Source organism: Streptomyces sp. SD31, assembly GCF_052068475.1.
Classification (GTDB): domain Bacteria; phylum Actinomycetota; class Actinomycetes; order Streptomycetales; family Streptomycetaceae; genus Streptomyces.
This window is the reverse complement of sequence record NZ_JBQHCX010000011.1, coordinates 35,116-48,295: the sequence shown is the minus strand read 5'-3', so window position 1 is coordinate 48,295 and position 13,180 is coordinate 35,116. Positions and strand designations below refer to the sequence as shown.

The 13,180-nt window shown below is 69.7% G+C and carries 11 protein-coding genes; 7 read left to right on the top strand and 4 right to left on the bottom strand.

Annotated features, from left to right (window positions below; translation table 11 throughout):
* The first annotated feature begins 131 nt into the window (after nucleotides 1-131).
* The gene (locus ACTMVF_RS23875; RefSeq protein WP_441273143.1) at nucleotides 132-1,511 is read left to right on the top strand and encodes a S1 family peptidase; all 1,380 of its coding nucleotides are present in this window, start codon (nucleotides 132-134) and stop codon (nucleotides 1,509-1,511) included.
* Nucleotides 1,512-1,524: 13 nt separating this feature from the next.
* Here the strand turns inward: ACTMVF_RS23875 and ACTMVF_RS23870 are convergent, their stop codons facing one another.
* The 3 genes from ACTMVF_RS23870 to ACTMVF_RS23860 form a co-directional block, all read right to left on the bottom strand.
* Nucleotides 1,525-2,466: an EamA family transporter gene (locus ACTMVF_RS23870; protein ID WP_441273142.1), complete on the bottom strand. Its 942-nt coding sequence runs from the start codon at nucleotides 2,464-2,466 to the stop codon at nucleotides 1,525-1,527.
* 85 nt (nucleotides 2,467-2,551) lie between these two features.
* The gene (locus ACTMVF_RS23865; RefSeq protein WP_441273141.1) at nucleotides 2,552-2,737 is read right to left on the bottom strand and encodes a hypothetical protein; all 186 of its coding nucleotides are present in this window, start codon (nucleotides 2,735-2,737) and stop codon (nucleotides 2,552-2,554) included.
* Nucleotides 2,738-2,837: 100 nt separating this feature from the next.
* Nucleotides 2,838-3,998 (bottom strand): ROK family transcriptional regulator, encoded by a 1,161-nt coding sequence (locus ACTMVF_RS23860; RefSeq protein ID WP_441273140.1) that lies wholly within the window; start codon nucleotides 3,996-3,998, stop codon nucleotides 2,838-2,840.
* Nucleotides 3,999-4,162: 164 nt separating this feature from the next.
* Between ACTMVF_RS23860 and ACTMVF_RS23855 the strand changes: the two genes are divergently transcribed.
* The 4 genes from ACTMVF_RS23855 to ACTMVF_RS23840 are packed head-to-tail and all read left to right on the top strand — an operon-like array spanning nucleotide 4,163 to nucleotide 8,634.
* Nucleotides 4,163-5,125, top strand: coding sequence for a carbohydrate ABC transporter permease (locus ACTMVF_RS23855; RefSeq protein ID WP_441273139.1), 963 nt, complete (start codon nucleotides 4,163-4,165; stop codon nucleotides 5,123-5,125).
* A 17-nt stretch (nucleotides 5,126-5,142) separates the two neighbouring features.
* The gene (locus ACTMVF_RS23850; RefSeq protein ID WP_441273138.1) at nucleotides 5,143-6,063 is read left to right on the top strand and encodes a carbohydrate ABC transporter permease; all 921 of its coding nucleotides are present in this window, start codon (nucleotides 5,143-5,145) and stop codon (nucleotides 6,061-6,063) included.
* A gap of 10 nt (nucleotides 6,064-6,073) precedes the next feature.
* Entirely contained in the window at nucleotides 6,074-7,417 is a 1,344-nt protein-coding gene (locus ACTMVF_RS23845) for an ABC transporter substrate-binding protein (protein ID WP_441273137.1), read from the top strand.
* A gap of 14 nt (nucleotides 7,418-7,431) precedes the next feature.
* Nucleotides 7,432-8,634 carry a Gfo/Idh/MocA family protein gene (locus ACTMVF_RS23840; protein ID WP_441273136.1) on the top strand — a complete coding sequence of 401 codons (1,203 nt, stop codon included), beginning with the start codon at nucleotides 7,432-7,434 and terminating at the stop codon, nucleotides 8,632-8,634.
* A 32-nt stretch (nucleotides 8,635-8,666) separates the two neighbouring features.
* Here ACTMVF_RS23840 and ACTMVF_RS23835 read toward each other — a convergent pair whose 3' ends face one another.
* Nucleotides 8,667-9,365, bottom strand: coding sequence for a L,D-transpeptidase family protein (locus tag ACTMVF_RS23835; protein ID WP_441273135.1), 699 nt, complete (start codon nucleotides 9,363-9,365; stop codon nucleotides 8,667-8,669).
* Nucleotides 9,366-9,502: 137 nt separating this feature from the next.
* Here ACTMVF_RS23835 and ACTMVF_RS23830 point away from each other — a divergent pair, with 137 nt between their 5' ends.
* Both ACTMVF_RS23830 and ACTMVF_RS23825 read left to right on the top strand, forming a co-directional pair.
* Complete coding sequence (locus tag ACTMVF_RS23830; RefSeq protein ID WP_441273134.1) at nucleotides 9,503-11,392, top strand: PucR family transcriptional regulator; 1,890 nt, start codon at nucleotides 9,503-9,505, stop codon at nucleotides 11,390-11,392.
* A gap of 261 nt (nucleotides 11,393-11,653) precedes the next feature.
* Nucleotides 11,654-13,111 (top strand): amino acid permease, encoded by a 1,458-nt coding sequence (locus tag ACTMVF_RS23825; RefSeq protein ID WP_441273133.1) that lies wholly within the window; start codon nucleotides 11,654-11,656, stop codon nucleotides 13,109-13,111.
* Nucleotides 13,112-13,180 lie beyond the last annotated feature (69 nt).

The following is a 13,180-nucleotide window of genomic DNA, read 5'->3' as shown; positions in this document are numbered from 1 at the left end:
GGGCGCCGGCGCGAGAACGATCACCTGTGCGGTGAACGCGGGCGGGCCGGGCCACGTATGGAGAGAGGGTGCTCAACTCCGGGAGGGCCCCGCGGCGTTGCCGCCGCGCTGTACTGGTTCGGGAGCCATGCATGAGGCACGCACGACGACGTCTCGTCCGGCGAGTGACACGGCTGGCGGCCGTCGGCGGACTCCTCCTTGGAGGAACGATGGTCACACGCGCCGTGGCGAGCGAACCTCCCGACGGCGCCACCGTCCCACGCACCTATGCCGCTTCGGCCGCCGACACCGGCAGCGACCTCGTCGCACGCCTGGGTTCTTCCCGTACGGCGGGCACCTGGATCGGTTCCGACGGCAAGCCGGTCGTCGCGGTCACCGACGAGGAGGCGGCCGCCGAGGTGCGGCAGGCCGGTGCCGAGGCGAAGATGGTCGACCACAGCATGGACGAGCTGAAGTCGGCGACGTCGACGCTGCGTTCGGCGCCCCGGGTGACCGGTACGGCGTGGGTGATGGACTACCGGTCCAACGAGGTGGTGGTACGGGGCGACAGCACCGTCTCGGCAGGTGACTGGTCCCGGATGACGAAACTCGCCGACGGCATGGGCGACTTCGTCCACATGGAGCGCACCGAGGGCACGTTCACCACGCGGCTGAACGGCGCGCTGCCGCTGTTGTCGACCGCCGGGCGCTGTTCGGCCGGCTTCAATGTCACCGACGGTGAGCGCGACTTCATCCTCACGGCCGGGCACTGCGGGCCGGACGGTTCCGTGTGGTTCGCCGACAACCGGGGCACCCAGCAGATCGGCCGGACCGTCAAGCAGAACTTCCCCGGCGCCGACTACTCCCTGGTGGAGTATGCGAGCGGGGACGCGGGCGCCGGCGCGGAGGTCGTGTCCATCGGGGACGGCAAGGGTGTGCGGATCACGGGCCTGGCCGATCCGGCCGTGGGGCAGCGGGTGTTCCGCAGCGGCAGCACCACCGGGCTGCGCGACGGTGAGGTGACCGCGGTCAACGCGACGGTCAACTACCCGGAGGGCACGGTCACGGGGCTCATCGAGACGAACGTGTGCGCCGAACCCGGGGACAGCGGCGGTCCGATGTTCTCCGAGGGGATCGCGCTGGGTGTGACGTCGGGCGGCAGCGGCGACTGCAACGCGGGCGGTACGACCTTCTTCCAGCCGGTGACGAAGGCGTTGGACTCGCTCGGCATGAAGATGATCGTCGCGGCGCCCGGCGGCTCCGGGCAGCAGAGCGGCTCGCCCGCTCCGACACCGTCCGCGTCGGCCACGCAGAGCGCGATCGCGCCCGGTGCGGCGTCGCCCGGCTCGTCGACCCCGATCATCGACGTCGATGCGTCGACCCTGCTGTCGCGGCTCGCGGACCCGAAGAACGTCGGCCCCGGGCTGCTGGTCATCGCGGGGAGCATGGTCGCGCTGGTGGCGACCCGGTTCATCCGCGCGGAGCAGGACCGCAAGGCGTACCGGCGCTACTACTCGGCGACCTGGAGCTGACGGGGCCGGCTCGTCAGCCCAGGGTCAGCAGCACGGTGGCCGCCGCCGCACCGGCCAGCCCGATGGCCCGTCGGCCGGTGAGGGGTTCGCGCAGCAGGACGAACCCCAGCACGACGGGCAGTGCCGGATAGAGCGAGGCGAGGACCACGGCGACCGCCAGCAACTGCCGCTGGGCGGCGAGCAGATAGAGGATGAGGCCGAGCGCGGCTCCCGCTCCGACCAGCAGCGCCTGGACGCATCGCCGTACCGGCAGCCGCAGTTGCCGGGGGTGCCGGGCGGCGACCGGCAGCAGCACGAGTACGGCGGCGACGCGGCCCGCAGCGACCGGCCACAGCCCGCTCGACGCATCGGCCTGGCCGAGCGCGAGGTACTGCACGGCGACACCGGCGCTGGCGAGCAGGCCGTCACTCACGCCGCGGGCCGGCCCCGGCCGAGGGGGGCTCCCGGTGCGCTGCGGGCGCCGGGCAGTCCCGGCGTCGAGGCCAGTCGCGGCTTTGTCGACCGGCCCCTTGCGATGCCCTTCGCCGTCGCTCGGCCGCGGCCCGCCCCGGTCGTCCGCGACGAGCCACAGCGCGGGCACGGTGACCGCGAAGCCGGTCCAGGCCAGGGCCCCGGGCCGGTCGCCGAGCAGGAGCACCCCGCACAGCACGGACAGCGCGACGGAGGTGACGGCGCTCACGGGAACGACCGTGCTCATCGCGCCCCGGCTCAGGCCCCGGTTGAGGAAGTGCATCGCCGCCCCGCTGCCGACGCCGGACAGCGCTCCCCACAGCAGATCCGCCGGGCGGACGGCACCGGCGGGGACGAGGAGGGCGGCGGCGAGGGCGAGGAGCAGCCCGCCGAGCTGGCCGAGAAGGGTGACGGCGGTGAAGTGGGCGCGCCGGGAGAGCATGCCGCCGGCGAAGTCGACGATGCCGTAACAGACGGCCGAGGTCAGTGCGAGAAGGGCACCCATCCGGTCAGGAGTGCCCCGGGAGGGTGTTCCGATGCCGGGCGAGGCGCGCCGAGGACGGTGCTCGGGCGGCCGCTGAGGCTGGTGCTCAGGCCGCCTTCGCCGGCTGTGGGACCGCGGCGGCCCACTCCAGGACGAGGCGCTGGTACTCCTCGCGCTCCTCGACGCTCAGTGTCCCGCCCGCCCGGCGCCACAGCGCCCGGATCTCCTCGTTGACCTCGTCAGCCGAGCGATCGGAGGCGAATTCAACAGTGGTGGACATGGTGTGAAGCATACGGCTCCCGAGGTGAAGGCACTGTGAGCAAGCTCGCACAATACGGACATATCGGGCCGTGTTGCTGATCACGTCCATCTGTCCACGCGGATCGAGGAGTTCAGGCGTCCGCCGCCCCGAGCACCAGCACCTGGATCGCCAGAACGGCGGCACCACGCGCCCAGTCGTGAAAGTCGGACACCTTGGTCTCCAGGACGATGGGGGCCGCCAGTGGGTGCCGTTGAGCGCGGATGGCCTCCGTCACAGTCTCGCCGGCGACGTCCATGAGGCCCACCCCTTCTCCGGCGAGCAGGATCTTCTGCGGCAGCACGAAGTTGCCGATCTGGGCGACCAGGGTGCCGAGGGCATGGGCCGCCTCCCCGATGACACGGGAGGGCATGGGTTCGCCCGCCGCGGCGAGCTCGAGGATCTCCTCGTAGGTGTGGTCGCGGCCGGTGGCGGCCTGCACCTGGTAGCGGATGTTGGGGATGGTCAGCAGGGAGACGGCGCTGCCGCGTGCCCCGTCGGGGGTGAGCGGACCGTTGGGGTTCACGATCCAGTGCCGCCCGAAGCCCCGGTCCTCCTCGGCGTACGGCACCCGTTTACCGCCCAGGACCAGCCCGTAGCCGATGCCGGCACCGATGGTGAGGACGACGAAGCGGTCGAGGCCGCGTCCGGCGCCGAACCAGGTCTCCGCCTCGACGAGGGCGGCCACGTCGTTCTCCACGACGACCGGCAGCCCCGTGCGCTCCTCGACCAGTTCGGCGAGCGGAACGTCGCTCCAGTGCAGGAACGGGGACTCCCCCACCACGGCACGGCCCTCGACGAGACCGCCCACGCCGATGCCGATGCCGGCGAGCCGGGGGTGGCCGGCGGCGAGTTCGTCGGCCATCTCCCCCAGCAGGTCCACGACCTCGGCAGGGTCATGGGTGGTGAGGGGGCGGTCGTAGCGGGCGACGATCTCGCTCCGGAGGGTGGTGACGACGCCGTAGACCATGTCATCGGTGATCTTGAAGCCGATGAAGGAGCGGGATTCGGCGACGACGTCCAGCGGCTGGGACGGACGACCCTGACGCACCTCCGCCGGGGCGCCCGCCTCAGGGACCTCGACGAGGAGGCCCGACTCGATCAGCGGTTTGGTCAGCCGGGTGAGGCTCCCGGCGGAGAGATCGAGCCGCCGGGCGAGTTCGGTGCGCGACACGGGGCCACCGAGGAGTACCTCGATCGCCACCGAGCGCTCACCGGGGCTGAGGGGAAGCCAGCTGGCGGCTACTGCGGTCATGGTCGTCAGGCTCCCACATGATTTTTTTCTCCACAAAAGCAACCACGCCAGTCTAAGGCGGTCCACATGGCCTGGTGAAGATGTTTGCACGACTCTTGACGGCTGGATTCTTCCGCCACAAAAGTAAGTGGCTGAGGACGAGCCGCAGACGAGGGAGTCTCCCGATGACCATCGCGTCCAGCAGCCCTCCGTCGCGTCTGCCTTTGGGCGACGCCGAGGGGGCAGGGATCAAGTCGAGGACGCGGGCCCGCTCCCGCGAGGAGCAGGGAGACGGGCGGCTCGCCGCGGTGTTCATCGCTCCGGCGCTGCTCGGGTTCCTGGTCTTCCTGCTCTGGCCGACGCTGCGGGGCGTCTATCTGAGCTTCACGCGCTTCAACCTGCTCACCCCGGCGGAGTGGGTGGGCCTCGACAATTACGTGCGGATGATCAACGACCCGATCTTCTGGAACTCGTTGACGGTCACCGTCGAGTACGTCTTCATCAACATCGGCGTCCAGACGGTGGCGGCGCTCGCCATCGCCGTCCTGCTCCAGCGGCTGACCCAGTCGGCGCTGCTGCGGGGCATCGTGCTCACCCCGTACCTGATGTCGAACGTCGTCGCCGGCCTGGTCTGGCTGTGGATGCTCGACACCCAGCTCGGCATCGGGAACGAGATCGTCAGCGCCCTCGGTGTGGACCGCATCCCGTTCCTCGCCGACGAGACCTGGGCCATCCCCACCATCGCCCTGATCAACGTCTGGCGGCACGTCGGCTACACCGCGCTGTTGCTCTTCGCCGGTCTTCAGGCGATCCCGAACGACATGTACGAGGCCGCGAAGGTGGACGGCGCGAGCGAGTGGCGCATGTTCTGGCGGATCACGATGCCGTTGCTGCGTCCGGTCCTGGCAGTCGTTCTGATCATGACGGTGATCGGTTCGTTCCAGGTGTTCGACACGGTCGCCGTGACGACCGCGGGCGGTCCTGCGAACGCCACGAACGTCCTCCAGTACTACATCTACGGTTCCGCCTTCGGCCGCTTCCAGTTCGGCTACGCCTCGGCGATGTCCGTCGCCCTGCTGGTCGTGCTCAGCGCGATCACCGTCCTGCAGTACCGGCTCACCCGGGCCGGCCAAACCGACCTCGGCTGACGGAAGGAGACAGCGAGATGGCTGCCGTGACAACGACCTCGACGACCGTACGGCCGGTCAGGCGCAGGTTCTCCCCGGGGCGGGCCGCCGCCTGGGCCCTGATGGGGCTCATCGTCCTCATCACCCTGCTGCCGTTCTACTGGATCCTGCGCACCGCGCTCTCCACGAACGCGGGTCTCAGCGCCGACCCCACCGATCCGCTGCCCGTCGATCTCACCGGCACCGGCTTCCAGCGGGCCCTCGGCCTGCAGTCGGCCGAGGAGGCGGTCGCGCAGGGCGGCGCGGGCGGCGGGCTCGACTTCTGGCGGTACCTGCTCAACTCGGTGATCGTCTCGACCCTGATCACCGGCTGCCAGATCTTCTTCTCCGCAATGGCCGCGTACGCCTTCTCACGGCTGCGCTGGCGCGGCCGGGACAAGGTGTTCGGTCTGTTCCTGGCCGGGCTGATGGTGCCGACCATCTTCACGCTGCTGCCCAACTTCGTACTCATCAAGCAACTCCACCTGGTGGACACGCTCTTGGGCATCGCGCTGCCCAGTCTCTTCATGACCCCGTTCGCGGTGTTCTTCCTGCGGCAGTTCTTCATGAACATCCCCCGGGAGGTCGAGGAGGCCGCCCTCCTCGACGGCGCCGGGAAGGTCAGGGTCTTCTTCCGGGTCGTCCTGCCGATGGCGTCCACGCCGATCATCACGCTGGGCGTGCTGACGTACATCACCTCCTGGAACGACTACTTCTGGCCGCTGATGGTCTCCTACAGCGACAGCTCGCGCGTGCTGACCGTGGCGCTGGCGGTCTTCCGGGCGCAGACCCCGGCGACCGGCGTCGACTGGTCGGGGCTCATGGCGGCGACGCTGATCGCCGCGCTGCCGATGCTGGTGCTGTTCGCCTGCTTCGCCCGCCGCATCGTCAGCTCCATCGGCTTCACCGGGATCAAGTGAGGGAACGCGCATGCGACTTCGAAAGCTGACTGCGCTCGGCGGAGCGCTGGCCCTGTCCCTGGCGGCCGGCTGTGCGAACGGCGGCTCCGCAGGGGCGTCCGCGAACACGGTGACGTACTGGCTGTGGGACGCCAACCAGCTGCCCGCCTACCAGGCCTGCGCCAAGGGGTTCGAGAAGGAGAACCCCGGACTCAAGGTCAAGATCACCCAGTTGGGCTGGAGCGACTACTGGACCAAGCTCACCGCCGGCTTCATCGCGGGCACCCAGCCGGACGTGTTCACCGACCACATCCAGAACTTCGGCCAGTTCGCCGACCTGAAGGTCCTCGAACCGCTCGACGACCTCGGTATCGAGAACTCCGACTACCAGCCGGGACTCGCCGCCAACTGGATCGGCCAGGACGGCCACCGGTACGGCGCCCCCAAGGACTGGGACACGGTCGCGCTGTTCTACAACCAGAAGATGGCCCGGGCCGCCGGGCTGACCGCCGAGCAGCTGAACAACCTGGCCTGGAACCCCAAGGACGGCGGCACCTTCGAGAAGGCCATCGCCCACCTGACCGTCGACAGGAACGGCAAGCGCGGCGACGAGCCGGGCTTCGACAAGAACAAGGTCAAGGTGTACGGCCTGGCCAGCAACGGCGGCGGCTTCGGCGACGGCCAGACGCAGTGGAGCAACTTCGCGGCCTCCGCCGGCTGGAGCTACCTGGACAAGCCGCGCTGGGGCACGAAGTACCAGTACGACAGCAAGACCTTCCAGTCCGTCATCAAGTGGTACTTCGGTCTGGCGAAGAAGGGGTACATGCCCCCGCTCTCCGACTACAACGTCCAGTCCAACCAGGCGAACACCCAGGTCGCCGCGGGGAAGGCCGCGGCCGCGTTCGACGGTGCCTGGATGATCTCCACCTACGCGGGCTTCAAGGGCCTGGACATCAAGACCGCTCTCACGCCGGTCGGCCCGACCGGCAAGCGCGCCACCATGATGAACGGGCTCGCCGACTCCATCACCAAGGCCGCCAGGAACAAGGAGGGCGCCCGCAAGTGGGTGACCTATCTGGCCTCCGACGAGTGCCAGACCGTCGTCGGCAAGTACGGCGTCGTCTTCCCCGCCACCCCGGCCGGCACCAGGGCCGCCGTCGCCGCGTACGACAAGAAGGGCATCGACGTCTCGGCGTTCACCGAACCCGTCGCCGACAAGAAGCGCTTCAGGACCTTCTCGTATCCGATCGCCAGCTACTCGGCGGACATGACGGCGCTCATGGCGCCCGCGATGGAGGACATCTACGGCAATGGAAAGCCCGTGAGCAGCCTCGACCAGACCAACGACCAGATCAACCTCATCCTCGGCCAGTGAAAGGCACCCACTCCATGACGTTCTCCCTCGGCATCGTCGGCGCCGGCCAGTTCTCCGGCCAGTTCGCCACGCTGTTCCAGGCCCACCCCGGTGTCAGCGACGTGTACGTCACCGATCTGCTGCCCGAGCGGGCCGAGCAGCTCGCCGACGCGCAGGGACTGGCCGGCACCTTCCCCTCGTACGAGGCGATGCTGGAGTCGAAGGCCGTCGACGCGGTCGCGATCTTCACCCAGCGCTGGACCCACGGCCCACTGGTCCTCCAGGGCCTGAACGCGGGCAAGCACGTCTACTCCGCCGTCCCCATGGCGATCACCGCGGAGGAGATCGCCGCGATCATCGACGCGGTCAAGGCGACCGGGCTGACGTACATGATGGGTGAGACCAGTCAGTACAACCCGGCGACCGTGCACGCCCGCAACCAGATCGCCGAGGGCGCCTTCGGGCGGCTCTTCTACGCCGAGGGCGACTACGTCCACGACATGGACCTCGGGTTCTACGAGGCGTACCAGTACAGCGGCGGCGAGAACTGGAAGGCGACCGCCAGCTATCCCCCGCTGCTGTACCCGACGCACGCGGTGGGCGGCGTGCTCGGGGCCTGGCGGACGCACGCGGTGAGCGTGTCGGCGATCGGGGTCGTGGACGACCGCGGCGACGGCGTCTTCGACAAGTCCGTCAGCCAGTTCGGCAACGACGTCTCCAACGCGACCGCACTGTTCGAGGTCGCGGGCGGCGGCTCGTTCCGTACGAACGAGTTCCGGCGGGTGGGCTACCCGTCCCACATACGGGAATCCCGCTTCCGCTTCTTCGGCACCGAGGCGAGCATGGAGCAGCTCGCCACGGTTGCCCTGTGGCAGGACAAGAAGGGCGTGCAGGACATCAGCGAGCTGCTGGAGCCCAAGCCGACCATGGCTCCTGACGACCCGTCACTCCAGCACATCGCGCCGGATCTGCGGGCCGCTTTCACCTCGGGTTCGGCGCCGGTGCACGACCGCTCCCGGCTGCCCCGGGAGTTCGACCATCTGCACAACGGCCATGAGGGCAGCCACCACTTCCTGGTGGACGACTTCGTGACGGCCGTCAACACGCGCACCCTGCCGTCCGTGAACGCGTGGGTCGCGGCCCGCTACACCCTGCCGGGCATCGTCGCGCACGAGTCGGCGCGGCAGGGCGGGGTCAGGCTGGAGATCCCGGACTTCGGAGACGCCCCCGAGGCGTGACGTTCCCGCGCGAGCCGGGTGCCTGTGCTCCATCAGGTGCCCGGCTTGCGGCCGTACACGTAGACGTCGTCGCCGTTCTTCAACAGCGACCAGTACTTCTTGGCGACGGTCTTGGTCATGTTGACGCAGCCGTGCGAGCCCGGCGGGTTCCACATGCTGACGCCGACCGAGTGGAAGGCCTGGCCGCCGTCGAAGAACTGGGAGTACGGCATCGGCACGTCGTAGATGCTCGACACGTGGTCGATGTCCCGCCAGTAGATCTTCTTCAGGCCGGTGCGGGTCTCGTAGCCGTTGCGGCCGGTGCGCACCGGTACGGGGCCGTAGACCAGCCTGCTGCCGTCCTGGATCCAGCTCAGCTGGAGCGTGAGGTTGACGCAGGCGATGCGGCCCTTGTTCGTCGGGCACTTGCCGTCCTTGTTGGGGTTGTTCCCGACGGCCTTCTGCTTGTTCATCAGGTCCATCACGCCCCAGGTGACGGGACCGGCGTAGCCCACGTTCGGGGTGATGCCGTGCTTGTTCTGGAAGGCCTGGATGGCCTTGCAGTCGGCGGCGGACTGCTTGCCGTCGACCGGTCGGCCGAGGAACTTCTCCACCTGCTTCTGGTACGGCCCGGTCTGCGTCGTACAGCTCGCGGCCTGCGCCGGCGCGGCGCCGAGTGCGAGCGTGAGCGGTGCGACCAGTCCTCCGGTGATGCCGAGCGCGACTGCTCGTCGTCTGCGTATGTCCGCCATGACCAGGCCTCTCCCCATGCGGTTCGTGTGTTCTCTGCCAGCTAGACAGGTCCACGGGGTCGTGGGTTGTGGGCCTCGTGCGGCTGTGACCGAACGGTGAAGTTTGTTCCTGCGCTACCGCTGTGCACCCCGCGGCGGTGCGACGCCGGCCGCGCTCGCCGGGGACGGGGCTGACGAGCACGTACGCCGTCGCCCGGGAATGGCTGGGCGAGCGCGGCGGCATGCTGTCGGGCGGCGCCCGCTCCACCGTCCGCAAGGCGCCGGCCGGGCTCGGCGTCGGCCTGGACCGGCTGCGCCGCCTGCCGCTGCGGCCATCCTCCGGGCGACGTTTGCAGGCCGGCGGTCGTGTCCCAGTACGATCCCCGTTCATGGATCCGGCCTCGGTGTCTCCGCCCTCAGCCAGCATCAGCCTGCGTCAGTTGCTGATGGCCCTGGGGGACACCCTGGTGGAGGTGCAGGCCGCTCCCGCCGGGCTCGATGTCGAGATCCGGGGTGTCGCGCTGCTCGATCCGGAGGATCCTCCGACTGCTCAGCCGGGTGAGTTGGTCCTCGTCATCGGTGCCCGGGGCCGCGCCGCCTTTCCCGCGCTACGGGCCGCCGCCCGCGACGGGGCCACCGCCGTCGTGGTCAAACTGGACGGTCCCGGTCAGGCCGCGGTCATCGGCGAGACCGCCGCCGAGGCCGGGGTGGCCCTGCTCTCGCTGCGCAGTGAGGCGCGCTGGGAGCAGGTGAACGCGTTGGCCCGCGCCGCCCTCGACGACGCCCCTCCGGGCCGCCCCGGCGAAGGGACCGAGGAGGGCGATCTGTTCTCACTCGCCCAGACCACCGCCGTCCTCACCAGCGGCATCATCAGCATCGAGGACGCCGCCAACCGGGTGCTGGCCTACTCGCGCTCCACCGACTCCGACGAGATCGACGACCTGCGGCGGCGCTCCATCCTCGGCTGGCAGGGGCCGGAGGCGTACCTGGCGAAGCTGCGCGAGTGGGGCGTGTTCCAGCACCTGCGCTCCAGCGACCAGGTGATCGGTATCGACAGCCACCCGGAGCTGGGGATCCGCCGCCGGCTCGCGGTCGCCATCAGATCCGGGGACCGGCAGCTGGGCACCATCTGGGTGCAGGAGGGCTCGACACCCCTGTCCGAGCACTCGGAGCAGGCGCTGCTGGGCGCCGCCCGGGTCGCCGCGCACCACCTGGTACGCCGCCGCCGGGAGCTCTCCGAGGATCTGACGCTCACCCGGACCCTGCTGGCCGGGCTGCTGGAGGGGAGCACGGGGCCGCAGCCGCTCGCCACCCACCTGGGATTCGACGCCGGCCTCCCGGCCGCCGTTCTGGGGTTCTCGTACGGGACCGCGGGGGTCGTCGCCGCGCCGGAGACGAGTCCTGTCGGCGCCGCACCGGAGCTGGCCCACACCGAGGTCACCAACCTGATCTCGGTGCACATCGCCGCCCGGCACCGCAGCGCGCTGGTCACCCAGCTCGACCCCCGTATCTACGTGCTCCTGCCCCAGCTGCCCCGCAGCGTCGGCACGGACACCCTGCGCGGCTGGTGCCAGGAGATCACCGACGCCGCACGCCGCCACCTGGGCCTGCCGCTGCGCGGCTCGGTCGGCTGCCTGGTGCCCGGGCTCGGCGACGTCCCCGATTCGCGCCGGGAGTCCGACCGCATCCTCGACGCCATGATGGGCGCCGACCTCCCCATCGCGGTCGCCGCGCTGCCGGACATCCAGGCGGAGGTCCTGGTCAGCGAGATGCTGACGCTGCTCACCGCCCATCCCGAGATACGCGATCCACGGCTGACCGCCCTGGTGCGGCACGACGGCCGGCACCAGGGCCGACTGGCCGAGTCCCTGCTGGCGTATCTGAACTCCTTCGGTGACGTGCGGGCGGCCGCCGCCCAGTTGCATGTGCACCCCAACACGCTGCGCTACCGCATCCGCCGGGCCGAGGAACTCACCGGCATGGACCTCGGCCGTCCGGACCAGCGCCTGCTGGCCATGCTCCAGCTGCGACTGCCGCCGACCACCTGACAGCGCTACCGAGCACCTGATGGTGCTGCCGACCAACTGACAGCGCTTTCGCATTGGCCGTTCGCACAGGCCTTGAGGGCGAGTTTGTTCGTCCTTCACAAACACGTCGCCCCCCGGCCCCTCGTACGCTTGCGCAAATCCATTTCCACAAGTGACACGGCTCACCTCCCATGAGGAGACGGAGCGAGGCTCCACGCCGTGATCGCTTTCTCCGGGCGCCCACTCCCCGCAAGGCCCCCCCATCACTCAATGGATGTCGACATGACTACACGTCCCCCTGGCACGGCCACCCCCACCACACCGCCCCCACTCGCCCAGCCTCCGCAGCAGGAAGGTCTACGGGCGGGTCTCAAGAACCGCCACCTGTCGATGATCGCCATCGGCGGGGTGATCGGCGCCGGCCTGTTCGTGGGCTCCGCCTCCGGTATCGCCGCCGCCGGGCCCGGCATCCTGGTGTCGTACGTACTGGTCGGCGCGCTGGTCGTCTTCGTGATGCGGATGCTCGGCGAGATGGCCGCGGCCAATCCGACCTCCGGTTCCTTCTCCGCCTACGCGGACCGGGCACTCGGGCGCTGGGCCGGGTTCTCGATCGGCTGGCTGTACTGGTTCTTCTGGGTCGTGGTGCTCGCCGTGGAGGCGACCGCGGGTGCCGTGATCCTGGAGGGATGGGTGCCGGCCGTACCGCAGTGGGCCTGGGCGCTGATCGTGATGGTGGTGCTGACGGCCACGAACCTGGCCTCGGTCGGCTCGTTCGGCGAGTTCGAGTTCTGGTTCGCGGGCATCAAGGTGGTCGCCATCGCGGGCTTCATCGTCCTCGGCGGCCTGGCGATCTTCGGTGTGCTGCCCGGCTCCGACCACGCCGCGACCGGCTTCGGCAATCTCACCGAGCACGGCGGCTTCCTGCCCAACGGACCGGGTGCGATTCTCACCGGCATCCTGCTGGTCGTCTTCTCCTTCATGGGCAGCGAGATCGTCACCCTCGCCGCCGGTGAGTCCCCGGACGCGCGCCGGGCGGTCGCCAAGGCCACCAGGAGTGTCATCTGGCGGGTCGGCGTGTTCTACGTCGGCTCGATCCTCGTCGTGGTCGCGCTGCTGCCGTGGAACGACCCCTCGATCGCCAAGCACGGCTCGTACGTGGCGGCCCTGGACTCGATCGGCATCCCGCACGCCGGGCAGATCATGAACGTCGTCGTGCTGACGGCCGTGCTGTCCTGTCTCAACTCCGGCCTCTACACCGCCTCCCGCATGGCCTTCTCCCTCGGTCAGCGTGGCGACGCGCCACAGTCCTTCGTCCGCACGAACTCCCGCGGTGTGCCGCAGACGGCGATCCTGGCCTCGGTGGCCTTCGGTTTCGTCGCGGTCGTCTTCAACTACCTGTGGAAGGACACCGTCTTCCAGTTCCTGCTGAACTCCTCGGGCGCGATCGCGCTCTTCGTGTGGCTGGTCATCTGCTTCTCGCAACTGCGGATGCGGGGGATCATCCTGCGCGAGAGCCCGGACAAGCTCGTGGTCCGGATGTGGCTGTTCCCGTATCTGACGTGGGCGACGATCGGGATGATCTCGTTCGTCCTCGTCTACATGCTCACCGACGACAGCGAGGGCGGCGGCCGCAGTCAGGTCCTGCTCTCCGTACTCGTCGCCGCGCTGGTGGTCGGGGTCTCGTTGGTAAGGGAGCGGAGCCGGCGCAACCGCACCGAGGACGCGGTCGCACCCCGGTAGTCACCGCGACCGCCGTACGGCGTTCCCGGCTCCCCGCCACCTCGGCGGGGAGCCGTCCGGGCGGGCCGC